Source organism: Gemmatimonas aurantiaca (assembly GCF_037190085.1).
Lineage (GTDB): Bacteria > Gemmatimonadota > Gemmatimonadetes > Gemmatimonadales > Gemmatimonadaceae > Gemmatimonas > Gemmatimonas aurantiaca_A.
In genome coordinates, this window is record NZ_JBBCJO010000005.1 from 572,368 (window position 1) to 596,862 (window position 24,495).

At 66.9% G+C, this 24,495-nt stretch carries 17 protein-coding genes; 2 read left to right on the forward strand and 15 right to left on the reverse strand.

Features of this window, described 5'->3' with window-relative positions; all coding sequences use genetic code 11:
• Nucleotides 1–229: 229 nt before the first annotated feature.
• Entirely contained in the window at nucleotides 230–1,948 is a 1,719-nt protein-coding gene (locus WG208_RS08300; protein ID WP_337170868.1) for a carboxypeptidase-like regulatory domain-containing protein, read from the reverse strand.
• 245 nt (nucleotides 1,949–2,193) lie between these two features.
• The gene (locus WG208_RS08305) at nucleotides 2,194–5,100 is read right to left on the reverse strand and encodes a M14 family zinc carboxypeptidase (protein WP_337170869.1); all 2,907 of its coding nucleotides are present in this window, start codon (nucleotides 5,098–5,100) and stop codon (nucleotides 2,194–2,196) included.
• Nucleotides 5,101–5,348: 248 nt separating this feature from the next.
• On the opposite strand from WG208_RS08305, the gene WG208_RS08310 reads away from it, so the two are divergent.
• Together WG208_RS08310 and WG208_RS08315 are read left to right on the forward strand one after the other, a co-directional pair.
• Nucleotides 5,349–6,668, forward strand: coding sequence for a HAMP domain-containing sensor histidine kinase (locus tag WG208_RS08310; RefSeq protein WP_337170870.1), 1,320 nt, complete (start codon nucleotides 5,349–5,351; stop codon nucleotides 6,666–6,668).
• Entirely contained in the window at nucleotides 6,665–7,396 is a 732-nt protein-coding gene (locus WG208_RS08315) for a response regulator transcription factor (RefSeq protein ID WP_337170871.1), read from the forward strand. The genes WG208_RS08310 and WG208_RS08315 overlap by 4 nt, the downstream gene beginning before the upstream one ends.
• Here WG208_RS08315 and WG208_RS08320 read toward each other — a convergent pair.
• The 13 genes from WG208_RS08320 to rsmH all read right to left on the reverse strand — a co-directional run bounded on the left by WG208_RS08320 (nucleotide 7,359) and on the right by rsmH (nucleotide 24,474).
• Nucleotides 7,359–8,852, reverse strand: coding sequence for an amino acid permease (locus WG208_RS08320; protein ID WP_337170872.1), 1,494 nt, complete (start codon nucleotides 8,850–8,852; stop codon nucleotides 7,359–7,361). The two genes, WG208_RS08315 and WG208_RS08320, sit on opposite strands and share 38 nt — an antisense overlap.
• Nucleotides 8,853–9,072: 220 nt before the next feature.
• Nucleotides 9,073–10,329 carry a cell division protein FtsA gene (gene ftsA / locus WG208_RS08325; protein ID WP_337170873.1) on the reverse strand — a complete coding sequence of 419 codons (1,257 nt, stop codon included), beginning with the start codon at nucleotides 10,327–10,329 and terminating at the stop codon, nucleotides 9,073–9,075.
• The gene (locus tag WG208_RS08330) at nucleotides 10,326–11,057 is read right to left on the reverse strand and encodes an FtsQ-type POTRA domain-containing protein (protein WP_337170874.1); all 732 of its coding nucleotides are present in this window, start codon (nucleotides 11,055–11,057) and stop codon (nucleotides 10,326–10,328) included. The genes ftsA and WG208_RS08330 overlap by 4 nt, the downstream gene beginning before the upstream one ends.
• A 71-nt stretch (nucleotides 11,058–11,128) precedes the next feature.
• Nucleotides 11,129–12,712 carry a UDP-N-acetylmuramate--L-alanine ligase gene (gene murC / locus WG208_RS08335; RefSeq protein ID WP_337170875.1) on the reverse strand — a complete coding sequence of 528 codons (1,584 nt, stop codon included), beginning with the start codon at nucleotides 12,710–12,712 and terminating at the stop codon, nucleotides 11,129–11,131.
• Nucleotides 12,709–13,872: a UDP-N-acetylglucosamine--N-acetylmuramyl-(pentapeptide) pyrophosphoryl-undecaprenol N-acetylglucosamine transferase gene (locus WG208_RS08340; protein ID WP_337170876.1), complete on the reverse strand. Its 1,164-nt coding sequence runs from the start codon at nucleotides 13,870–13,872 to the stop codon at nucleotides 12,709–12,711. The genes murC and WG208_RS08340 overlap by 4 nt, the downstream gene beginning before the upstream one ends.
• 62 nt (nucleotides 13,873–13,934) lie before the next feature.
• Nucleotides 13,935–15,152, reverse strand: a complete 1,218-nt coding sequence (locus WG208_RS08345) for an FtsW/RodA/SpoVE family cell cycle protein (RefSeq protein WP_337170877.1) — start codon at nucleotides 15,150–15,152, stop codon at nucleotides 13,935–13,937.
• Nucleotides 15,149–16,576, reverse strand: a complete 1,428-nt coding sequence (gene murD / locus WG208_RS08350; RefSeq protein WP_337170878.1) for a UDP-N-acetylmuramoyl-L-alanine--D-glutamate ligase — start codon at nucleotides 16,574–16,576, stop codon at nucleotides 15,149–15,151. Before murD ends, WG208_RS08345 begins: the two co-directional genes overlap by 4 nt.
• Before the next feature lie 136 nt (nucleotides 16,577–16,712).
• A complete protein-coding gene (gene mraY, locus WG208_RS08355) occupies nucleotides 16,713–17,855 on the reverse strand; it encodes a phospho-N-acetylmuramoyl-pentapeptide-transferase (RefSeq protein WP_337170879.1) in 1,143 nt (380 codons plus the stop codon).
• Nucleotides 17,855–19,303: a UDP-N-acetylmuramoyl-tripeptide--D-alanyl-D-alanine ligase gene (murF, locus tag WG208_RS08360; protein WP_337170880.1), complete on the reverse strand. Its 1,449-nt coding sequence runs from the start codon at nucleotides 19,301–19,303 to the stop codon at nucleotides 17,855–17,857. The genes mraY and murF overlap by 1 nt, the downstream gene beginning before the upstream one ends.
• On the reverse strand, nucleotides 19,300–20,886 hold the full coding sequence (locus WG208_RS08365) for a UDP-N-acetylmuramoyl-L-alanyl-D-glutamate--2,6-diaminopimelate ligase (RefSeq protein ID WP_337170881.1): 1,587 nt from the start codon (nucleotides 20,884–20,886) through the stop codon (nucleotides 19,300–19,302). Before WG208_RS08365 ends, murF begins: the two co-directional genes overlap by 4 nt.
• Entirely contained in the window at nucleotides 20,883–23,177 is a 2,295-nt protein-coding gene (locus WG208_RS08370; RefSeq protein ID WP_337170882.1) for a penicillin-binding transpeptidase domain-containing protein, read from the reverse strand. Before WG208_RS08370 ends, WG208_RS08365 begins: the two co-directional genes overlap by 4 nt.
• Nucleotides 23,177–23,485, reverse strand: coding sequence for a hypothetical protein (locus WG208_RS08375; RefSeq protein ID WP_337170883.1), 309 nt, complete (start codon nucleotides 23,483–23,485; stop codon nucleotides 23,177–23,179). Before WG208_RS08375 ends, WG208_RS08370 begins: the two co-directional genes overlap by 1 nt.
• On the reverse strand, nucleotides 23,485–24,474 hold the full coding sequence (gene rsmH / locus WG208_RS08380; RefSeq protein ID WP_337170884.1) for a 16S rRNA (cytosine(1402)-N(4))-methyltransferase RsmH: 990 nt from the start codon (nucleotides 24,472–24,474) through the stop codon (nucleotides 23,485–23,487). The genes WG208_RS08375 and rsmH overlap by 1 nt, the downstream gene beginning before the upstream one ends.
• Between the last annotated feature and the right edge of the window lie 21 nt (nucleotides 24,475–24,495).

A 24,495-nucleotide genomic window follows, 5' to 3' on the forward strand; every position in this document is an offset into this window, starting at 1 on the left:
GCGAGGATCCTGCCAATGGGCCGGAAACGCCTATTGAACTGCTTCCTGGAGGCTCCTTCCGGCTCTCTCTTGATATTGTGACACGGTGGAAGCGGACGGCGGGACCGCGCCTGCGGCGCGGTCCCGCTTTTGTATCAAGAGGGAGCAGGAGGGAGTGTCCAGGGAGCAGTGCAATAGCTGAGGGCTCGACTCTTCGTTGTTTCCCCGCTGCCTTCTGCCCTTCGATTCTTCACTTCCCCGCCAGCCGCGGCTTCACCACCACGCGGCCGGCGGCCTCGAAACGACTGTCGTCGTCGAGTACCGGCCTCGTCACCCCCTCCCAGGGCTCGCGCGGGTCCCCGGCCACCGCTTCTACCACGAACTGTGCCCGCGGGACACCGCAGAGGATGAAGTGTCCCGTCGGACCCGTGACCGATTGCGCCTCGTGAGTGGTGGCCGAGAGTCGGTCGCCGCGTTTGGTGGTGGGCAGCCGGACACTGCTCACCCACTTGGCCGAGACTGCGGCGCCCGGAATGGGCTTGCCCAGCGAGTCCGTCACGATGCCCCAGACGGCCGCCTGACGCAGGCGGGCCGGTTCGGCGCCGCAGAGGTGCTTCAGCAGCTGGTCACCCGTAGGCGTGCGCAACCGGTCGTCGCCGGTATCGGTACGGGTCGCGACGGCGGTGGCCAACGCCCAGGGCACGATGTCTCCTGCCCCCTCGGCACGACCAAAGGGGAAACGGAGCACGACATCATACCGCCCCTGCGGCACCGGAATCACCGTGCGGCCCGCGCTGTCGATGGGCGTATCGATATCCGTGCCCTTCACCGACACACGGGCCGCGGAAAACCATTCGGCGCGGCGATCGAATCGCATGCGCAGCGTGGGCAGCACGGCGTGATAGGGCGGTGTACCGGGTGTCTCCGCGGCCAGCACCACTCCGCCCTCCTCCTGCACTTCGGCAACCGCCCGTTCTTCGAGAGCAAACGTGGTACGCCGCAGATTGTCGCTGCTGCGACGTTCCCGGGCCCCGATCCGCGGCATGCGCAGCGTCCACTGCGGAATGAACCAACTTCCATCGGACAATTGCGCGAAATGCACACTACCCCGGGCCTGGGTTTCGGAGACGAACGCCGGCAGTCCGACATAGCGGAACTGCACACTGTCGAGACGCGCGGTGCGACGGTCCACCCAGAAGCTGCCGGCAATGTCCACCACACGGTCGCGTGGAGACGCCGGTTCGAACCGCACGATCAGTCGATCACGATTGCCATCGGGCCGATCGACGAGCTCGAAACAGTGGGTGCGCAGAAACGACGGGGAGATCAGGGTGCTGGCCGTGGGCGCGTAGAATGTGCTGCCCGTTTCGTCTTCGTGCAGATATCCATGCAGCGCCAGACTGTCGGCGTCCCACGCGCGATAGCTGTTGATGGACGTGCCACGTGTGCGTTGCTGCGTGATGCCCCGCACCACGCGCCCATCCGCATCGAGACGGCGCACGAAGGCGTAGCGTTCGAATTCCCGCGGCGTGGCTGGTGCGTCGTTCGTGACGCCGAGTGCCGTGCCGATCTGCTCCCAGACCACGGCCAGTGTGGCGCCCTGTGCGCGTGTGAGATCGCAGTTCTGCCGTTCGCGGGTGATGACCTGGGGCAGTGCCACCGGCACGCCCTGCCATCGGATCGACACGGTGGTGCCGGCCTCGGGGAGCGTGATCGACCCGGCATCGAAGGGCGCGAATCCCACGCGCAAGACACGCAGCCGATAGCGCCCCGCCGGCAGTGGCACCGCGAAACGGCTGCCCGCGTTCACCACCACGCGTGCCCGCTCGATCTGCTGTTCATCGAGCACCACCAACACCGATGGCCCGGCGGCGCGTCCCCCGTCGACAGTGGTCACGGTGCCGGACAATGTCTGCGCGGCCGCGCGCTGTGGAGCACACACGGCGCCCGTCGCCAATACCATTGTCATCAGACCCGCGAGGGTGGCCCGGTATCCGGTCGGTCCCATAACGCTCGAATTTAACTCGGAACCACGCGCACCACGGAACATGCAATCCGTCCCGATGGGGCGCGCATTGGCAGGTGGTTTCGGGTCACCCGTAACGGGTTCGGGGGAGAACAACCGGGTCTCGAGTCGTGGGTCGCGTGTCACGTGACCCGGTACTCACCACCCGGCTGTTCCCCCCCGAATCTGTTACGCGCTACCCGGAACCCTTACGGTACGATCGGCTGCGTCGGCTTCTGTTCCTTCGCCCCACCCGCGTCGTTCCAGTTGATGATGCTGTTGAAGATCATCCCGAACTCGCCGTGGTTCTGCCAGCGGTACACCGGATTGTTCGCGAACATGATCACGCGTCCCTTGCCCTTCACGGCATTGGGCACGTCCACGGCGAACGGCCGCGCCTTGAGCGAATCGGCGCCGGTCATCAGACCGGAGATCACCGACTTCTCGCCACCGACGTAGCGGGCCAGCACGTTGTTCTCGTTCGCGATGCCCACCTTGAACGGTGTGCCGCCCACGTACTTCACGGGGATGGTCGTCTTGCCGAAGCCGTAGAACACGGGATGCTCGGGGCGCGTGATCTCGGCTTCCACCAGCGGACGCTGCGCCGTGAGACCCGGCACCGGCGTCTTGTCCACCGTTCCCGCCCAACCGAATTCGATGGGCAGACGCGCCGATTCACCCACCGCGATCAGCGTGCCACCGCCTTCGAGGAAGGCCTGGAACGCATCCACGCCCTTCTGACCGAAACCGCCGGTGATGTCGGGCGACGATCCGTACACACCCAGGAACTTGTACTTGGCACTCTGCTGGTACGGCACCGGCCGTGCGGCCGGGGCCTGCATGACCGTCTGCCGCGACAGATTCTGCTCGGCGATCAGGATCACGTCGTAGTCGCGACGCAGATTGCCCTGCACCACGCGTTCCTTGTAGATCAGATCGTACGGGATCTTGAACTCGTCGAACGTGAGACGGTACCAGCCCAGCGTCTGGGTTCCCGTCCACTGCGTGTAGATCGCGATGCGCGGCACATCGGCATCGTGCATCGTCACCGACGGCGCGCTGGGCAGCATGGTCGCGGTGAGTCCGAGCGAATCCACCAGACGGCGCACCGCCGAGGCGTGCTTCGCGTCGATGATGAACGAACCGGCGGGATACGTGGTGTCACCGGCGGCAAAACTCTGCTGCGCCACCTTCATGGGCACATTGCGCAGCAGATAGCGGAACGTGACCATGTTGTTCGAGCCGAGGTGCGCGACGGCGATGCTCGAACCCGACGCGCCCTTGAGCGTTCCCTTGAGCACGACCTTGTCCACCGGCGTGACCGGTGCGTCGAGGATGGACTTGTCGGCCACTTCGACCACGTCCACGCCCATCGCGAAGCCCATCGACCAGCCGCTGTCGTCGTACGTGTTCAGCCGCGCGTCGGGATAGTCCTGCTTCTCGAGCAGGTTCTTGGCCAGACGGCCGTACGGCTGGTTGCGCTTGATGATGTACGAACCCGCGGGATACGTCACGTTGCCGACCTTCACCGGCTGCGTGGCCTGACCGATCTCGATGCGCTGGATGCGCAGCAGGTTGACCATCTCGGCCACGCGCGTCATGTCCTTCTGCAACGGCAGCACGAACGCGTAGGGGGCCTTGGTGCTGCCCTCGTCGATGCTGTTCTTCGTCTTGATGTAGAAGTTCTCGAGCACCGTCTGCGGGAACATGCTGGCGAGCTGCAGGGCGGAGAGCACGCCCGACTGCATGTAGTTGGCGTTCGCACGACGCGTGAATGTCGCGAGATCGTTGAAGCCGATCGGATTGCCGCGATACCATTCACGATCCTGTCCACCACCCTTGCCGGTGGGGATCGGACCACCGCGGCCTCCGCCGAAGCCACCCGGGCCACCACCCGCGCTCACTTCCTGACCGGCGCGCGCCTTGGCCATGGCGGTGCTGTCGAGATCACGGCCCGACTGCGTCTCGTACATCTTCATGAGGCCGTTGTGATTGTACGCCACCGAGCCGAGGTAGCCGGGCGACCAGCCGTCCATGAATGCGTGCGTGTAGACGCCGGGCATCCCCCACTTCGTCATCTGCGCCATTTCCCAGTTGCCGAACCACGGCAGTTCGGCGAAGAGAATGGGATCGAGGTTGGGATTCTGCGGCGGACCGCCCGTGTACGTGTACATCAGCGGCATCGCTTCATGCAGATCGTGCATGATGGGCGGATACGCGGTGAAGTACCAATCGATGATCGCGCGCATCTGCACCAGCTTGATGTTGATGTCGCGATTGTTGTCGTGATACACGTACTTGCCCCAGTACGGCACGGCGCCACCGGCCCCCGGACCACCCTGCGGCGGCGCGGCCGGACGGCGCGTGGTATCGCCCGGCGCCGACGCACTCGGCGCCTGCGGCGTGGTGTTGGCCTGCTGGGCTTCGAGACCGCGGAAGAACCAGTCCACATTGCGGTCACGTCCGTCGGCGTCGGCCGCCGGCGTGATGGACACGTAGAGCTGATCGCGGATCTGGTTGATGATCGGCGACGTCTCGACCGCGAGACGGTACGCCAGCTCCATCAGCGTTTCCGACGGGCCGGTCTCCCCCGAATGCAGACCACCCATGAGGTGATAGTGCGGCTTGGTCTGCGAAAGCAGCGTCTTCACCTGCGCTTCGCTCATGCCGCGGGGATCGGCGATCTTCGCCAGATTTTTCCGGTTCTGCTCGAGCTTCGCCATGTTGGCTTCCGACGAGATCCAGACGACCACGAGTTCGCGGCCTTCGTCGGAGGTGCCGATGGTTTCGATCTTCACACGCGGCGACGCGGCCGCGAGCGCCCGATAGTACTTGAGCTGATCGGCGTAGTAGGTGAGCTGACGCGGGGCGCCGATGTGATAGCCCAGGACATCACGCGGCGTGGGCACCCCCGGCACGACCGGCAGGTGATCCACCAGCGGACTGCCGTGGCGGGGCGTGGCGAGCCACTCGAGGTAGTTCTTGGCGTAGGTCTCGTCCTGCTTCTGGTTGGGATCACGCGTGTCGAGCGAGGACTGCTGCGCGGACAGGTGTCCCGGCAGGAAGGCCGGAGCGAGGGCGAGCGCCGTCAACAGGCGTCGGGCGGTTCGTCGCATGGGGTGACCGTGGGAAGGCCGGGGGCCAGCGTGCATCACTGAGCAACTCCGAAGGGTCGGGTCCGGGAATCGGGAAGATGGCAAACTACCACGCTTACGCAGCACGGGGATGAGCCGTTCGGCAAGGCTGCCCGACCACGGGTCGACGGCAGTTTTGACGGTTTCCGGACATTCCGGCCTCCCGGCCGGGCAACGAGGCGGTGCTAATTGCAGCAGGGCCCGAATGGGCCGACCTGTGCGGAGAGATCATGCTGGTTCCGAGAGCCCAACCGACCCGTTCCCCCGCGGCCGACTTCACGGTGCTGATCACGCTCGTGGTCGGCCTGCTGGTGTGGCTCGTCCTGGCCTGCTTCGGCGTGGCGAGGGCGCAGCGCGAGGCGACGGCGCGCCTGCAGCGCGAAATGGCCCACCTGGTGGCCACACAACTCGCCACACGCATCGCGACGCCGGATACACCTGCCCGCGGCGCCACCGCCCAAGCCGGCACCCCGCAGGGCGGCACCCAGCAAAGCACCGCTCCACCCGGGGAGCCCCTCACCCCCGCCCTCTCCGCGGCGTTTCACGCCTCGCCCGAACTGGCGCGCCTCGTGGACAGCGCGGGGCTCGCCGTGGAGCTCGTCCGCGCGCACCCGGTACTGGCACCGGCGCTGGTGGAGGTGTCGACTCTGGTGGACGGAGCGCCGGCGCTGATCGCGGTGCGGGCCCGCAACGACGCGCGTATCCCCCCGGTGCTCCTGGCCATCGTGGTGGCGCTGCTCGCCGTGACTACCGCCCTCACGGGCGTGCTGCTCTGGCGCCTCCTGCGGGAACACGCGGCGTCTCACCAGCGGTCCGCATTTGCGTCCACCGTCTCCCACGAACTGCGCACCCCACTGGCGCAGATCCTGCTTTTTGCCGAGACGCTGCAACTGGGTCGTGCACGCACGAGCGGCGATCGCGCGCTCGCCCTCGGCGCCATCGTGCAGGAAACCCGCCGTCTCATGCGACTGGTGGACAATGTCCTCCGGTTCACCCGTCTCGAGCAGGGGGCACCGCAGTTGCGACAGGAGCCCGTGCACGTGAGTGCTCTCGTCGTCGAAACCGCGGCGCAGTTTGCGCCACTGGCCCAGACGTCGCAGGTGTCCATTGCCGTGGAGTCGAACGCCGCGGCCGTGGCACTGGCCGACGCCGACGCGGTGCGTCAGGTGTTGCTCAATCTGCTGGACAATGCGGTGAAACACGGCCCTCCCGCGCAACACGTGACAGCACGCGTGGAGGATGACGGTGTGCAGGTGCGTCTCATCGTGGAAGACGAAGGTCCCGGCATTCCGCCGCAAGACCGGGAACGCATCTGGCATGCGTTCGAGCGGGACATCGGACGCGACCCGTTCCGGCGTGCCGCGCTCCCGACCGATGCGCAGCCCATGCCCCGTGGTGGACAGGGCGGCGGAGCGGGCCTCGGTCTCATGATCGTGCGGGCACTCACCGAAGCCATGGGAGGAGATGTCCGCTGCGAGCCCGTCGACGCGAGTGGACGCGGCGCGCGATTCATCGTGGGACTGCCCGCCCTGCATCAGGAACCGGCATGACGACATCCGCGATGTCGCCATCGTCCGCCAATCCCTGTGGCGTCACCCGCATTCTCGTGATCGAGGACAATGCGCTGCTGGCGGCGGGTGTGCGCAGCAATCTCGAATTCGAAGGCTATCAGGTGGAAGTGGCCAGTACCGGAGGCGAAGGACTCCATCTGGCTCACGACCGCACGTTTGCCCTCGTGGTGCTCGATCTCATGCTTCCCGACATCGATGGTTTTCGGGTGTTGCGCGAGTTGCGTGAACAGGGCGTGGAGACACCCGTGCTCATTCTAACGGCGCTCGGCGATGAGGCCGACAAAGTGCGGGGATTCCGGTTCGGCGCCGACGACTACGTGACGAAGCCGTTCGGACTGATGGAGTTCCTCGCGCGTGTCGAGGCGCTGTTGCGCCGGAGTCGTCCGACGCCCGCAGCCGCACTCCCGCTCACGTTCCGGTTCGGGGCGGTGATCATCGACACCACCACACGCGCGGTGACGCAGAATGGTGCGCCCGTGACACTCCGCCCACGTGAATACGATCTGCTCGTGGCCCTGGCGCGTCGCGAAGGCGCGATCGCATCGCGTGAAGACCTGCTGCGTGAAGTGTGGGGCTACGACGACTCGGTGGTGAGTCGCACGGTGGACACGCATATGGCGGAACTCCGACGGAAACTCGAAGTCGATCCGTCGGAGCCCCGCTGGTTGCTCACGGTGCGGAAGACGGGATATCGACTGGCGCGGTGAGTCCGCTCGCGTCGGCGCGTTGTTGCCGACGCGCACCCGCCGCGCGCTGCCGGCTGTAGGCGAAATACACCACGAATCCCAGCGCCAGCCACACCACGAGACGTACCCACGTCTCGAAGGGCAGACTCACCATCTGCAACAGACAGGTGGCCATCGCTCCCATCGGCACCCAGGGTACCCACGGTGTGCGGAACGGTCGCGGCACGTCCGGTGCCGTCCGGCGCAACACGATCACGCCGAGCGACACGAGCGTGAACGCCAGCAGCGTGCCGATGCTGGTGAGTTCTCCGAGCTTGCTGATGGGCGTGAGTCCCGCCACCAGGGCCACCACACAGGCGGTGAGCGACGTGCTCAGATGTGGCGTGCGGAACTTCGGGTGCACCCGCGCGAAGAGCGGCGGCAGCAGCGCGTCGCGGCTCATGCTGTAGAAGATGCGCGTCTGTCCGAGCATGTTCACCAGCATCGTGCTGAAGAGACCGAACAACGCACTCACCTTGATGAACGGGCTGAGCCAGCGGGCGTCCGTGGCGTCGATGCCCACGGCCAGCGGATCGGCCACATTGAGTCGCGCATACGGCACGATACCGGTGAGCACGATGGCCACACCGATGTAGAGCACCGTGCAGATGGCCAGCGATCCGAGCATCCCCAGTGGCATGTCCCGCTGCGGATTCTTGGCTTCCTGCGCGGCTGTGGACACCGAATCGAAGCCGATGTACGCGAAGAACATCACACCAGCCCCACGCAACACACCGCTGAGACCGAACTCCCCGAAGTGTCCCGTGTTGGGCGGAATGAACGGCGTGAGATTGGCGCGTTGCACATACCCCGCGCCCACGCCGATGAAAATCACCAGCACCGTGCACTTGAGCAGGACGAGCGCCGTGTTCACCCCGGCAGACTGGCGCACACCACGAATGAGCAACGCAGCGACAGCCATCACGATCAGCGCCGCCGGTGCATTGAACAGCGCCACCGTGGTCCCGCCCAGTCCATCGGGCACGATGGTTCCCGGCGACGCCGTGAGCACCGGTGGCACCGGCATCCCGAGATCCCGCGTGAAACTCGCCAGATATCCTGACCACCCCACGGCCACCGTGGCCGTGCTCAGCGCATACTCCAGCACGAGATCCCAGCCGATCACCCAGGCGAAGAGTTCACCGACGGTGGCATAGGCGTACGTGTATGCGCTGCCGGCCACGGGCACCATGGCCGCGAACTCGGCGTAGCAGAGTCCCGCCAGCGCACAGGCCACGGCCGAAAGCACCATGGACAGCACCAGCGCCGGCCCGGCGTGCTGCGAGGCCGCGACGCCGGTGAACACGAAGATGCCGGTGCCGACGATGGACCCGATGCCGAGCGCCGTGAGATCGAGTGGACCGAGCGAGCGACGCAACAGACCACGGTCGGCTTCGGCCGTGAGCTCGGCGATGGACTTCCGATGCAGAAGGGACACGGGGCTCCTGAGTGGAGGAGATGCCCCGTGACCGATGCGTCACGGGCGCCCTCGCATGGTCTGCAAAAGGCGCCCGTTGGAACAGCGATGGGATGTGCGCGTCGCGTGAAGAACGCGCGCGGAACGTGGATGTTCCGTCAGCGTGTGTCAGAGTTTCGTGAAATCCCGTCGAGTATCGCGAAGTCTCCTGAAACGTCCGGCCAAGCGAAGACGGAACGTATCAGAAGAAATCCTGCAGCCAGGTCTTCACGCGGTTGGCCAGCTTGTCCACACCGCCGCCCCCGAGACCGGTGCGGCGTGTCACCGCGCTGCCGCTCTGCGCCAGACGATGCGCGCCGTACAACGCGAGACCGGTCACCGTGGCGAAGCGCGGATCGGATACCGACTCCACGAGTCCATCGAGCTTGCCGCCGGGCACACCCACGCGCACCCCGAGTCCGAAGACATCGACCGCGAGTTCGGTGATGCCTTCCAGTGACGCGCCGCCGCCGGTGAGTACGATGCCGCCATTGAGCTTCCCGGTGTAGCCGGCACTCCGGATTTCGCGCTGCACCTTGTCGAAGATCTCGTCCATGCGCTGATGGATGATGTGCGTCATCAGCTCACGGGAAATATGACGCTCGCCATGGGAACCCGACGCCGGCATGGCGATGACCTGTTCCGGATCGACCAGCGGCTCGTAGGCGCAGCCGTACACTTCCTTCAACTGTTCGGCGTCGTTCTGCGTGATGCCGAGCCCCTGCACGAGATCGCTGGTGACGTTGTTCCCACCGTATGCGATGGTACCCAGATGCCGGATCTTGCCTTCGTGGAAGATGGCGAGATCGGTGGTGCCGGCGCCGAGTTCGACGAGCACCACTCCCAACTCCTTCTCTTCGTCGGTGAGCACCGAGAGCGCACTGGCCAGCGATTCGAGCACCAACTCGCGGGTCTTGTATCCAGCCCGCTCGATCGCTTTGCGCAGGTTCATCGCCGGCGAACTGCCGATGGTCACCAGGTACATCTCGGTTTCCAGGCGCGTCCCGATCATACCGACCGGATCGCGGATCCCTTCGGCCTTGTCGACCCGGTATTCCTGCGGAATGGCGTGCAGGAGTTCGCGGTCCTGCGGAATGGCCATGGCCCGCGCGACATCGTTCACACGGTCCACGTCCGCGCGCGTGATCTCGTCGCCACTGATGGCCACGACGCCGCTCGAGCCCATGGCCCGCACGTGCTCACCGGCGATGCCCACGTACATCGCATCGGGCACGACACCCGCGACCCGCACGGCCTCCTCGACCGCCGCCCGGATGGACCGGGTGGCCTCCTCGATGTCCGAGACCACACCGCGCCGGAGTCCCATCGTGCGCGTATGCCCCAGTCCCAGGATTTTCAGACGTGGTGCCCGGGGCAGATCGCCGTGCACCGCCGCCACGAGGGCCGTGGTGTGCGCGGTGCCAATATCGAGGGCTACGACGATGGGGTCTGCTGTCATGGCTGTCGGGCGATCACCTGGTCACGAAAACGCAGATCGAGTTCCACCGCGCGCAGGCCGTTCCGCGCGAGATCTGCTTCTACTGGTAATATGTCCTTGAAGCGCGCTGCGGTCACGTCGGGAGTGGTCCGGATCGTGACATCTCCCAGCATGAACTGCAGTTCGTTCTGGCCGGCGCGTGCCGCGGACGTGACTCGCGCATACAGCGACGCGGCCGACTGGCGCAGTCCTTCCAACGCCCGCATGAGTGCGCTATCGGGGCTGGCGGCGATGGGGATGTCGAGCGGCACACGCGATGGATCGATGGGCAGCGCATGGCCGCTGCCGTCGGTGGGTTGCAGGCGCCCCTTGGTCTGCACGAGTGCGACCGGCTCCCGTTCCACCACACGCACCACCAGGGTGGACGGCAACCGGCGCGTCACTTCGGCCGTGGTCACCAGCGCGTGGGTGGCCACACGCTCGGCGAGTGGTTCCAGCGGTTGCCACACCGACTGCAGGGTGTCCACCGCCAACAGAGCGACCAGCTCACCGGCGCGCGCATACCGCACCCCTTCGAACTCGACGCGCCGCACGTGGAAAAAATCCAGCCGCGAAAGCGCCGGTGGCCCCCACCAGGGTGAAGCCACGACGGTGATCACGCCGAGGGCCAGTGCGAGCGCGCGCAGCCACCGCACCCACCGCGGACGCTCCGCAGGCCGAGCCACCGAACGGGTCTCTGAACGGGCCACCGGGCGGCTCGGTGCCGACGCCTGCCCCTCCCGACCGGCCGGCCCGGAGGCGCCGGTTATTTCCGGTGGGGTCAATGCGACGACGCGCCCCGCAAGGCATCGAGCAGCGCCGGACCGACCCGGGTGATGTCACCGGCGCCCATGGTCAGCACCACGTCACCTTCCCGCACGATGGTCCGCAGCGCATCGACCACTTCGGTGCGCGGCCCCCGCCACTGCACGATGTCGCCCGGAATGCGATCGGCGATGAGCGCCGAGGTCACCCCCGGCTCCGGCGTCTCGCGGGCCCCGTAGATGTCGCACAGCATGAGAACATCCGCTTCACGCAACGCGTCGGCAAACTCCTGCTGCAGATCGCGGGTGCGCGAATAGAGATGCGGCTGGAAGGCCAGCACGAGACGACGGCCCGGAAAGGCATGACGGGCCGCGGCCAGCGTGGCCCGCACTTCGGTGGGGTGGTGGGCATAGTCGTCGACCACGTCCACACCGGCGGCCTGTCCGAGACGCTGAAAGCGACGCTCCACGCCCCGGAACGCCGCGAGCCCCGGCGCCATCTGCGGTACGGTGCAGCCGAGCGCGAGTCCGGCACCGATCGCGGCGAGCGCGTTGCGCACATTGTGCACCCCGGGCACGGCCAGTGTGATCTCTCCCAGCGATTCTCCGTCGAACACCACCGTGAAGCGCGATCCCGACGCGTCGAGCGTGAGATCCCGCGCCACGAGACGGGCATCGGAGGCATGTGCCGACGGAGCGCTGCCCGGTGCGGTCGCCGAATAGGCGATGATCTCCCGGCTGCTCGCCACACGCAGCGCCATCGCGCCGGCGTCGTCGGCGCATCGCACCAGCGTGCACGCCTTCGACACGTACACTTCGAACGTGCGTGTGATGTCGTCGATGTCGCGGTAGATGTCGAGATGATCGGCTTCGACGTTGAGTACCACGGCCACGGTGGGATCGAGCGCAAGGAACGACCGGTCGTACTCGTCGGCTTCGACCACGTACGTGTCACCGCCCAGTCGCAGATTGCCTTCCCATCGCCCTACGCGCCCACCCACCACGCCCGTGGGATCGCGGCCCGCGCTGCTCAACGCTTCGGTGGTCATCACGGTGGTGGTGGTCTTGCCATGCGTGCCCGCCACGCCGATGAGCGTGCCGCCACTCACCGCATCGGCCAGCGCTTCGGCCCGACGGATGATGGGAATGCCCGCCGCGCGCGCGGCCGCCATCTCGGGGTGGGTGGCTGGAATGGCCGACGAATACACCAGCGCCCGCGCATGGGCCACCATCGCGGCGTCATGTGCCGACACCCGAACACCGAGCGCCGCGAGATCGGGCGCACCGGCGGGATTGGCATCGGTGCCCTGCACCGCCACACCCCGGCGCACCAGCAGTTCGGCCAGCGCGCTCATGCCCGCACCCGCGATACCGACAAAATGCACGGGCCGGGGATCATCGGTGGCGAGCAGCACCAGGCGCGACGCCGGAGTGCCGGCGTCGGCATCATCCGCGACGCGTTGGCTGTCCGGACGGACGTCGTTGGCTACATCGTTGGCTGCGCCTCTCGCTGCGTCTTTCGCTGCGTCCTGCGCCGCGTCGCTCATTGCGTCGCTCGCCGCTTCGTTTGCTGCGCTGTTTTCTGCGTCGTGGCCGGTCATACCTGCAAATATGGCGAAACGGCCGTGTCGAGCGGGGGAATCCCCGGCATGGGAATGCCCAGTATTCCGAGCAATGAGCGGGCGATGGCCTGGGCGGCATCGGGACGCGCGCGGTCCAGCATCGCCGTACGCATGTGCTCGAGACGCGCCGGATCGGTCATCAGCGCGCGCACCTCGCTGTCGAGACGCGCCACCGAGAGTTCGCGTTGCGGAATGTGCAGCGCACCGCCCGATTGTGCGGTCGCGCGGGCGTTGTACGTCTGATGATCCTGCGCCGCGGTGGGCAATGGTACCAGCAACGCAGGAATACCCCAGGCACAGAGCTCGGCGATGGACATCGCCCCGGCGCGGGCCACCGCCACATCGGCCACCGCATAGGCCTCGGTGATGGGCGAGAGATAGGGGCGCACCCGCACCCGCGCGCTCTCCCGATCAAGCCACGCGGCGGCCTGCTGCCGGCCCGTGGACCAGACGAGACACACCCGCTCCGGCAGCCCCAGGTCGATCCATGCGGCGATGATCTCGTTGATCGCGCGCGCCCCCTGACTGCCCCCCATCACCAGAACGACAAACGCATCCTCCGGCAGCGCCCAGCGCGCACGGGCCTCGGCGCGCGTCGGACGAATCGCCGGCGGCGGTTCGATGGGGCATCCCAGTGGCAGAACCTCAGTGCGTGTGCCGGGCGAGAGACGTTGCCGCGCCTCGGGAAACCCCAGATAGATGGCCCGTGCCCCATGTGCAAACGCGCGCGTGGTCAATCCGGGATGACTGTCGGGCTCGTGCAGCATGGTGGGGATGCCGTGGGCGCGTGCCCACGCGAGCGCCACGCCGGCGGCATATCCTCCCGTGCCCACGACGGCGCGGGGTGGCTCACTGCGCGACAGCGCGGAGATCGCGCGCCACGCACTCACGGCACCCACCAGCGTGCGCCAGTTGTTCCACGGCGTACGTCGATACAGCGGATGCAGATCCAGCAACGTGTGGGCGAACTCCGTGCCGGGCAGGATCTCACGCTCGATGCCCCGCTGAGCGCCGATGAAATGCGGCACCACCTGCGGTGCGAGCCGGACCACGGCGCGCGCGATGGCCAGCCCGGGGTAGAGATGTCCTCCGGTGCCACCACCCGCGAAGTAGATACGCGTGGACTCCGACGCGGTCATACCGCCGTCACGGCGCGGGCGGTGAGGTCATGATCACGGCGCATCGCGATGTCATCGCGTGCTCATCGTGCAGTCATGACCGGATCACCGGCGGGGACCGACACCAGCGGATCGGTGGCCGATGTACCGAAGACCCGCTCCCGCATGCTGCCGATGTTGACGAGAATGCCCGTCATGGCCAGCGTGAGCACGAGATTGGACCGGCCGTACGAAACGAACGGCAACGTCAACCCGGTGTTGGGCAACAACCGGATCACCACCCCCAGGTGGATGAACGCGGTGAACACCGTGGTGAAGGTGAGTCCGATGGCCAGCAAGGTCAGATACGAGGATCGTGCCTGTCGGGCGATGCGGAAGCCCAGCCATCCGTACAGCGCAAACGCGAGCGTGAGACCGGCCACCCCGATGAAGCCGAACTCCTCGCCCACGATGGATCCGATGAAGTCGTTGTACGCCAGCGGCAACCAGCCGCGCTGCTGATTCCCCTGACCAAAACCCACGCCCACGAGTCCGCCGGCACCCACGGCCACGAGCGACTGATACTGCTGATCATTCACCGGAGAGCTGCGTGACTGATCGCGCCCGTCGTCGTGCAGAAAGCTCTCCACGCGGGCACGCACGTACGCGCTCTGTGAGGCCTGATATCCCACCAGCAACAGTCCTACGATGCCGAACAGCAGGAAATGCGACACCCGGGCTCCACCCACGAACAACAGCACGGCCATCAGGAGACAGAACATCATCGCCACCGACAGATCCGGCTCGAGTGCGGCCAGCACACTGAGCGCGCCGATGACCACGACGAAGGGCAACAGTCCCTTGCCCAGTCGCCGCACCATCGTGCCCTTCTTCACCAGCAGCATCGGTGTCCACACGAGAATGGCGAACTTCGCCAGCTCCGATGGCTGGATGGATCCGCCGAACAGATACCGACGCGAACCATACACCCGCGTGGAGATGCTTTCGGTGCCCGGCAGGATGATCACGAGCATCAGCAGCAGACTGATGCCCATGATGGGCCACGCCCACCCGCGCCATCGTTCGGCGTCCATCTTGGCGAAGATCGCGAAGGCCACGATGCCGGCCACCACACCGGTGGCCTGACGCAACACGAAAAAATGCCCCGGGCTACCGGCCGACAGCGCCTGCAGCGCACTGGCGCTGTACAACACGGCCAATCCGAAACACACCAGCACCGCGGTCACGAGCAGCAGGGCACGGGCTTCGAGGCCCATGCGCCAGCGTTCACGCACGCCTGCCTGGATGGCCGGTGCCGTCACGTCAACGACTCCGCGAGCCGCGCGAACTCGCGTCCGCGTTCCTCGTAGTTGGTGAACATGTCGTAACTCGAACAGGCGGGTGACAGCAGCACCACATCGCCCGGCGCCGCCAACGCCCGTGCCCGTGCCATCACGTCGGCGAACGACGCCGAGGGCATCGCTTCCACCGGGACGGTGCTGGCGAGCGCCTCACGCAGATCGCCCACGATATGACCGGTGGCCTCACCGTAGGCCAGCACCACCTTCGCCACACGCTGCAGTTCGGGCACCAGCGCCGTGTACGGTTCTCCCTTGTGACGTCCGCCCAGCAGCACGATGGTGGGACGGGTCATGCCCGCCAGCGCCACCAGGGTGGATGCCACATTGGTGGCCTTGGAATCGTCGAGCCACAACAGCCCATTCCGATCGACCACCGGTTCCAACCGGTGCGGCGGTGCGCGGAAGGTGCTCACGGCCTCGGCCAGTTGCGCACGCGCCTGCGGTGTGGTGTGCGCGGCATCGGCCACCATGACCGCGAGCACGGCGGCGAGTACGTTCGCGACATTGTGATCACCCGTGAGCGTCACCCGATCGCGCGGCATGAATGGCGCGCCGAGCACGTGCAGCATGCCGGTGTCACGATCGTACCAGGCGTCCACGCCCGTGGCCTGCTGCGTGGAAAACCGGTAACACGTCCCGGCAACTCCCTGCATCATGAGCCGCACGGCGTCGTTGTCCGCGGTGACGACCCATCTGGACTGTGGCACGGCATTGAGAAAGAGCCGTTCCTTGTCGGCGTAGTACTCGTCGACGTCTGTGTACCGATCGAGATGATCGGGGCTCAACGTGGTCAGCACGCCCACGTCGGGATAGAGCCCCGGCGTGTCGTGCAGTTGAAACGACGACATCTCGAGCGCGGCCCAGGCAGGCGGCTTGTCCTGCAATGCCAGCGCCGACACCGGCGTGCCGATGTTGCCCACGTCGGCCGCATCGAGCCCCAGGGCCCGCAACAGATGACCGATGAGCGCCGTGGTCGTGGTCTTGCCGTTCGTGCCGGTGACAGCGATGTAGTGCAACGCCGGCTGCAGCCGCAGGGCGATCTCCACCTCGCCCACCACCGGCACGCCGGCAGCACGCGCGGCCTGCAACGGCGCGGCCGTGGGTGGCACCCCAGGGCTGGCCACCACCACGGCCGCCTGCGCGATGCGCGCCAGATCGTGCGTGCCCACATCCACGTCGACACCCTCGGCACGCAATCGTTCCGCGTCCCGCTGCACCGCCTCCCCCGACGATCGGTCGGAGGCGTAGACACGCAATCCCCCACGTCGCAGCAGACGCGCGGCCGCCACACCACTGCGACCCAATCCGATCACGGCAAACTCGCCCGTGTGTTCGGCCAGCCGGAGGGCCACCACCTGAGCCACCGTGCGGGCTGCCGACTGCACGGCGGCACGTGTTTCTGCACGTGTCTCTGCACGTGTTTCGGTACGCGCCTCGGCATGCGTCTCAGCACGCGCCCCGGCCTGTGCCGAAGTCCCTGGCGACGACGTGGAATCGATGGTCATCGGACGCGTGAGCCGGTCAGCGCAGCTTGAGCGTGCTGAGCGCCAGAATGGCGCACAGGATGCCGATGATCCAGAAGCGCACCACCACCTGCGTCTCGGGCCAGCCGATCATCTCGAAATGATGATGCAATGGCGCCCGCCTGAAGACGCGATGTTTCTGCGCATACTCGAGCCCGTAACGCTTGCGGCGATACTTGAACACACTGCGCTGCAGAATCACCGACACCGTTTCGGCGAAGAACACGGCGCCCACGAAGAGCAGCAGGAATTCGCTCTTGAGCAGAATGGCGATGGCGCCCACGGCACCGCCGAGTGCCAGCGAACCCGTGTCGCCCATGAAGACCTGCGCGGGGTGGGCATTGTACCACAGGAAGCCGATGCAGGCTCCCACCACGGCCGCGCAGAACACGGTCAGTTCGCCGGCGCCGCGCAGATAGAACACCTGCAGATACGCGCTGGTGTCCACACGACCCAGGAGGTAGGCGAACAACCCCAGCGTCAGCACCGCGATGGCGACGAGTCCGGAGGACAGTCCATCGAGTCCATCGGTGAGATTCACGGCGTTGCTCACACCGGTGAGAATGAACGTCACCCAGGGAATGTAGAGCCACGCCGCCCAGGCCACGGCCGGCACCACGAGCACGTACTTGAAGAATGGCAGGGTCGTGCTCGCGCCAGGCAACGTGGAAATCGGCGACAGCAGGAGGTACGTGCCCAGACCGAGTCCACAGAGCACCTGTCCGGCGAGCTTGTAACGCTCCACCAGGCCTTCGTTCTTCCGGCCCTCGCGCTTCTGCTTGAGCTTGAGATAGTCGTCGAGAAAACCGATCACCCCCATCCACGCCGTCACGGCCAGAGCCAGCAACACATAACGGTTGCTGAGACGGGACCAGAGCAGCACGGGCGCGAAGGTCGCGGCCAGGATGATGAGTCCACCCATGGTGGGTGTCGTGCCTTTGCCGGCGTGCGTGTCGGGTGTGCCTTCACGCACCACCTGGTGCACGGCCATCGCCCGCAATCGTCGGATGATGGCGGGACCGAGAATGAAACAGACCAGCAACGCCGTCACGAAAGCCGCGGCGGCGCGGAACGTGATGTAGTTCAGGAGATTGAACAGGCGCACGTCGCGCGCCAGCGGCTGGAGCAGATAATAGAGCACTAGGTCGTGGCCCAGGTGGTGAGCTGGGGGAGAAGACGCTCCAGACGCACGCCACGCGAGGCCTTGAGCAGAATGACGGCATTGCGCGCCAGTCGCGGTTGAGCAAGCTGCCACGCCCGTTCGGGATCGTCGGCCGTGATCACCCGGGCGTTCCCGGTGTTCACAGTGATGTTTCCGTCGGTGCCGGCGATCGCGTGGAACGCGGCATCGAACTCGCCCACGCCCACGATGAGATCGGCCGACGACGCGAGCGCGGCACGGGCGATGGCTTCGTGCTGCGCAGCGGCGTGTGCCCCAAGTTCCCGCATGGTGCCCAGGATGGCCACGCGCTGACGTCCGGCACCCACCCCATCCAGCAACGCCAGCGCGGCCCGCATGGAGGGTGGGTTCGCGTTGTAGGCATCGTTGATGATCGTGGCCTGTCCGATGGTCTCCCAGACCCCGCGCATGTTGGGAACGGGCATCGTGGCCATGCCGGCCGCCGCGCTTTCGAGCGACGCGCCACAGGCGCGCGCAACAGCCACGGCCAGCATCGCATTGGCCGCCTGATGCGCGCCACGCAACGGGAGCGTGAAGTGCACACCGTCCACATCGAACCACGGACGACCTTCGTCGTCGAGCCCCCACGCACTCGGCATGACCTGTGCATCGGTCAGTCCGGCCGTGACCACGGCCTGCGCACGGTCTCCGGCGAGTGTGACCACCTCGGGGTGTGCCGCAGGTGCCACGGCCAGGGTGACACCGTGAAACACCTCGCACTCCTCGCGCAGCACGCCCGACAGATCACCCAGCCCTTCGAGATGCTCCTCGCCGATGCTGGTGAGGACCGCCACGTCCGGTGCGGCGATCGCGCGCAACGTGGCCACTTCGCCGGGTGCATTGGTGCCCAGCTCCACCACGGCGATGTCCGCGTGTGAAGAAATGGCCAGCAACGTGAGCGGCACGCCGATGAGATTGTTGAGATTGCCCGCCGTGGCGTGCACCTCGAACGTGCCACGCAGTGCGGCCCGGAGCAGTTCCTTGGTGCTGGTCTTGCCGTTCGATCCGGCCACGGCAATGACACTGCGTCCCCACGCCTTGCGCCAGGCGGTGGCCAGCTGGCCTAGTGCAACCAGCGTATCCGGCACGACATAGACCGGCAGCCCCAGTCCCACGGCCGGGAGTGGATCGCTCACCACGAACGCCGCGGCACCGGCATCACGCGCCTGCGCCAGGAAATCGTGCGCGTCGAACCGCTCGCCGCGCAGCGCAACGAAGACATCGCCACGGACCAGATGCCGCGTGTCGGTGGAGACACCGGCGAGAGGCATCGGCATGGAAGGACCGGTGCCCAGCGCCGCGGCCACGCGCTCGAAGGTCCAGTAGGGATGCGCCCGTTCCGGCGCAATCGCAGGGACCGCCGCGAAGGCTGTCCCCGCCATCGTGAACGGCGTCGTGCCTGATGTCATGTGGCGTTCATCCCGGGTTCGCGGGCAGAGTCCCGAGCGGATTCATGGACCAGCTCCTGTACGATTTCCTGCACGATCTGACGCTCGTCGAACGGATAGGCCGTGGTGCCGCGGATCTGATATGTTTCGTGTCCCTTGCCGGCCAGCACCACCACGTCGTGCGGTGCGGCGAGACGCAACGCGGCAGCGATGGCTTCGCGCCGATCGACGATGCGCAGATGATCGGTGCGGGTCATGCCGGCTTCGATGTCATCGAGAATCTGTCCGGGATCTTCCGTGCGGGGATTGTCGCTTGTGACGATGGTCACATCGGCGAGCCGTTCCGCGATCGCGCCCATCACCGGCCGTTTTCCGCGATCCCGGTCGCCTCCACATCCGAAGAGCACGATCAGACGGCTGGGTGCCCCGTCGGGACGCGTCGTGAACGGGCGGACCGCTTCCAATGCACGCTCGAGCGCATCGGGAGTGTGCGCGTAGTCGCGCAACACGGTGGGCGCGGTGTGCAGACGTTCGAGACGGCCCGGCACCTGCGGAGCCTGTGACAGCTTCATGGCGATCTCGGCAACCGTCAGGCCAAGCGCTTCCGCCGCGGCGGCGGCGCCCAGTGCGTTGGCGACGTTGAAATCGCCGATGAGTGGCAGCGACACCTCGTGCTGTCCCATCGGGGTCGTCAGTGTGAAACGGCTGCCCGTCGCGCCGAACACCACATCGCGTGCACGCACATCGGCATCGGCTGCGGTGCCGAACAGGACCCGCCGAACCGGTCCGTTCACGCCGCGCCACGCGGGATCATCTCCGTTGAAACAGGCCACGCCATCCGGAGCCAGCAGCGCCAGCAACTCCAGCTTGGCGTCACGATAGGCGTCCATCGTGCCGTGATAGTCCAGATGATCGCGTGTGAGATTGGTGAACACGGCCGCGGCGAACAGCACACCGTCCACACGATGCTGATGGAGCGCATGCGAACTCGTCTCCATCGACACGGTCTTCACGCCGCGATCCACCAGGAGACGCAACAGCCGCTGCAACTCCACCGGCCCCGGTGTGGTGAGTCCCTGTCCGCCGGGCACTTCCACGCCGACGCTGCCCAGCAGCACCCCCAGCGTACCGATCGATGCCGCCGGTCGCTCCGCGCTGTCGAGAAGATGCCGCAACAGCCCCACGGTCGTGGTCTTGCCGTTGGTACCGGTCACCGCCACCAGGGTGAGCGATCGCGCGGGCCAGTCGTGAAAGGCGGCCGCCGCGATCGCCGCACTGCGCCGTCCGTCCTGCACCACCAGGGCGGGCACACCTTCCGCCAGCGCGGCATCGCGGTTCTCCACGATGAACAGGGTGGCGCCGGCTTCACGTGCCTTCGGCAGCCAGGCATGGCCATCCTGCGTGGCCCCCTGCACCGCCAGAAACGCCGATCCGGGCGTGACACGCCGGCTGTCGTCGACCAGATCGAAGACGGCGTCGGGTGGCGTACCGACGATCCCGTGCAGCTGACCGGCTTCACGCAGCGCATCGACGAGCCGGGACACGGGCACTGGCCGCATGCGGGCAGCGGTGGCGGATGGGGAAGCGGATGTCGTCGCAGTCATCGTGAGGGCTTCGTGGATTTTGCTGCGAGTTTCCTCACGGATTTTTCCGCGGACTTCTCTGCGGGCCGCACCTCCGTTCCCGCACCGGTCGTCAGTCGCGGCACTTCGAGTTGCACCGTGGCCCCACTCCGGAGCGCCGTGCCGGCCGCGGGACGTGTGCGCACATCGGCGCCACGCACGACGCTCACCTGGAACCCCGCCGCGTACAGTGTGCGTGCGGCCTGACGCGCATCGAGCCCGTACACCGAGGGCACCAATTGCAGATTCCCCTCCTCCGTCACGCGCCGACCCGGTGCCCGCTGCGGATCGAAGGGCAGATCCACCACCACACGCGCCGGTTCCGCCAGCGGTTCGGCCTTGGGAGGCGGCGCGGCGCGCAACGAATCCCGGCGCGCCGAATCCCGCGCCGCAAGACGCTGGGCTTCGGGAGAGAGGGGCCGTGGTGGCGTCACCGGCATCGGACGCGCCACCCGGGCGAGCGCACCACGATCGAGCGAGGCGTCACGCGTGGCCAGTGCGTTCTGCAGAATCATGTTCGCCATGGCGCCCGAGACGATGCCACCGAAGTAGGTGCCTTCGGGATCGATCAGACGCGCCACGATCACGTACTGCGGATCTTCCGCCGGGAACATGCCCGCGAAGCTCGCGTTGTATCGACCGCGCACATATCCCTGCCCCGGCACCAGACGACGCGCCGTGCCGGACTTGCCCGCCACGTCGAAGGTGGTGAGGTTGGCGGCACGCGCCGTGCCGCTGTCCACCACACTCTTGAGCATCGTGCGCATGAGCGCCGCCGTGGCCGGTGACACGACCTGCCGCACCGGACGCTTGCGATGCTGGAACACGACACGGCCTTCGCTGTCCCGCACTTCCCGCACGAGCACCGGCTGCAACAGTTCCCCGTCGTTGGCGATCGCCGCATAGGCCGTGGCGATCTGCAGGGGCGTGGCCATCATCTCGTAGCCGATGGCCACCGAGGCCGGCGTCATCTTGCTCCATTCCGTGGGCAACGACAGACGCCCGCGTGATTCCGCGGGATACGGCACACCGGTGAAGTTGCCGAAGCCGAAGTCGCGCAGGGCCGCATACTCTTCCTGCTGATTGAACCGCAACGCGAGCTTCGCGGTGCCGATGTTGCTCGAGAACCGGATGATATCGCGCACCGACATGCTCGCGGCCTTGTGTTCATCGCTCAACGTGCGTCCCGATATCGACCAGGTTCCGTTCTCGGTGTTGAGCACCTCATCGGGGTTCGCACGCCGCGCGTCGAGCAATCGCGACACCACGAACGGCTTCATCACCGATCCCGGCTCGTACGCTTCCGCCAAGGGCGTGCTGGTCAACGCGGCGCGGCCGTCGCGCACACCGGCCAGGGCCAGAATGGCCCCGTCGCGTGGGTCGAGGATGACGACATCCCCTCCGCTGGCGCCCGTACGTTTGCGCGCGTCGGCCAGCGCCTGCTCGGCGATCTCCTGCAACGACTGATTGATGGTCAGCATCACGGTGTGACCGGGACGGGCTTCCACGGGCGTCAGCATGGGCGAACCGATGCGTCCCCCGCGTCCGTCAAGCACCACCGGGTTGTGTCCCGCTTCCCCACGCAGAAACGGATCGAGTTCCATCTCGATGCCACCCACCGGCGCGCCATCGGCGTCCAGTGCTCCGACGATCCCGCGCAGGCCCTCGGGCGTGGCATTGACCCGCGTGAGCACCGGCAGCGTCTTCACACCGGGCAATCCCTTGAACCGATCGAGATCCGCCGGCAGAAAACGGTACGGCAACTCCACCCAGCGCGCCTTCGGATTGTTGAAGACCCGACGCAGGTTCGCATCGGACACGCGCAATTCGCGCAATCCACGCCGCACGACGGCCCGCGTATCGATCGTACGGATCTCGCCGTCCTTCCCCTTGCGACGCACGGTCGTCAGGTTGTGCGGCTCGATGACGAGCTTCACCTGCTCGCGGGTTTCCACGAGCACGTTGCCGGTGGCATCGAGAATGGCGCCCCGCGGTGGCGCGACCGTGAGGTCTTTCACATGCTGCCGTTCGGCGACACGCTGCCACGTGGCCCGCTCGACGAGTTGAATCTGCGCGGCCCGTGCCACGATCGCGGCGGCGAAGAGCACCAGTGTGACATGCACGAACGCCGCGCGCCCGCGGCTCACCGGCAGCGGACTCGCCTCCTCGGCGGTGGACGACATGCCTCCCGTGGCCAGCCCGGGCTCCAGTCGCGGATCGGCGCCCGGACGCGGAGGCATCGACTCCGGCATGCGTGGGGACATCATGGACATCACGGCTCGCGCGGCTCCGCGAGGAAGCGCGTCTGCGCTTCGGTGGCGACATGCATGCCCAGTCTCCGCTCGGCTTCCTGCACGACCTGCCGGCGACTCATGGCACGCCGGAGATCGTTCTCCAGCGTCACCCGCTCCGAACGCAGCGCGCGGCGCTCCGCTTCGAGTCGCTGCATCTCACGCGCCGTGCCCACGCCCACACTGCGGCGCCAGACCACGAGGGCCGTCACGACCACGAACACGCCCAGGGCGATCGCGACCAGCGAGCGCCCGGCGAGCGCCCGCTTCGAACGGCGCGTCGCGGCCATCACTCCCCGCCAGCCGCGGAACGCCAGGCGCGCAACCGCGCACTGCGAGCCCGCGAGTTCACTTCGATCTCTTCCTCACTCGCGCTCACCGGCCGCCGGGTGAGCGTCTCACCGAGCGGGGCGCCGCGACACGTGCAGATCATCTGCCGGGGTGGGCAGACACAGGCCGCGCTCCAGTCGCGGAAGGCATTCTTCACCAGTCGGTCTTCGCCCGAATGGTAGGAGATGATTGCCAGGACCCCACCGGGCGTGAGACGATCGCGCAACGCCGGCAGCGCACGCTCCAACCCCGAGAGTTCGTCGTTCACCGCGATGCGCACGGCCTGGAAGATGCGCGCAAAATCGGGCGCACCGCTGCGCGGACCGAGCACGGCACGGATGGCATCGACAAGATCGTCCGCCGTGGCGAACGGCCGACGCTCCCGGCGGCGGGTGATTTCCCGCGCCAGACGCGCCGCACGCGGTTCGTCGGCATAGGCACGCAGCAACGCCGAGAGATCGATCTCGTCGATGGTGTTGAGCAGTTCGGCCGCATCGATATCGGCATCGGTGCCCATGCGCATGTCGAGCGGCGCACCTTCGCGGAACGTGAAGCCGCGGGACGGATCGTCGAATTGATGCGAGGACACACCGAGATCGAGCAGAATGCCGTCGAATTTCTCGGCGTCGGCGAGACCGGCCACACTCAGTTCGGCGTAGTTGCCGAGCAGTGCGCGGAACTGTCCGGAGCGTTCGTAGTCGGCCAGACGCTCACGGGCGGCCGCGAGCGCGCGCGGATCCCGGTCGACACCGGTGACCCGCATACCGCGTTCGAGAAATGCGGCCGTATGTCCACCGCCACCCAGCGTGCAATCGAGCACGGTCTGAGCGTTAACCAGCATCGCCTCGATCTCGGCGAGCAGGACGGGGACGTGGTACGTACCGACGCGACCCGTAGGGGCGGAACGAACCGGGGTCACGTGCTGACGGGAAACACGTTGTGGCGCCACATGGACGAAAGATGCAACGGG

What these genes read in the sequence shown, in the direction of transcription:
- murF (WP_337170880.1), bottom strand. Translation starts at nt 19,303, where the DNA reads ATGACATCAGGCACGACGCCGTTCACGATGGCGGGGACAGCCTTCGCG.
- WG208_RS08340 (WP_337170876.1), bottom strand. Translation starts at nt 13,872, where the DNA reads ATGACCGCGTCGGAGTCCACGCGTATCTACTTCGCGGGTGGTGGCACC.
- WG208_RS08375 (WP_337170883.1), bottom strand. Translation starts at nt 23,485, where the DNA reads ATGGCCGCGACGCGCCGTTCGAAGCGGGCGCTCGCCGGGCGCTCGCTG.
- ftsA (WP_337170873.1), bottom strand. Translation starts at nt 10,329, where the DNA reads ATGACAGCAGACCCCATCGTCGTAGCCCTCGATATTGGCACCGCGCAC.
- WG208_RS08305 (WP_337170869.1), bottom strand. Translation starts at nt 5,100, where the DNA reads ATGCGACGAACCGCCCGACGCCTGTTGACGGCGCTCGCCCTCGCTCCG.
- WG208_RS08310 (WP_337170870.1), top strand. Translation starts at nt 5,349, where the DNA reads ATGCTGGTTCCGAGAGCCCAACCGACCCGTTCCCCCGCGGCCGACTTC.
- murC (WP_337170875.1), bottom strand. Translation starts at nt 12,712, where the DNA reads ATGACCGGCCACGACGCAGAAAACAGCGCAGCAAACGAAGCGGCGAGC.
- WG208_RS08370 (WP_337170882.1), bottom strand. Translation starts at nt 23,177, where the DNA reads ATGTCCATGATGTCCCCACGCATGCCGGAGTCGATGCCTCCGCGTCCG.
- WG208_RS08300 (WP_337170868.1), bottom strand. Translation starts at nt 1,948, where the DNA reads ATGACAATGGTATTGGCGACGGGCGCCGTGTGTGCTCCACAGCGCGCG.
- WG208_RS08315 (WP_337170871.1), top strand. Translation starts at nt 6,665, where the DNA reads ATGACGACATCCGCGATGTCGCCATCGTCCGCCAATCCCTGTGGCGTC.
- WG208_RS08365 (WP_337170881.1), bottom strand. Translation starts at nt 20,886, where the DNA reads ATGACTGCGACGACATCCGCTTCCCCATCCGCCACCGCTGCCCGCATG.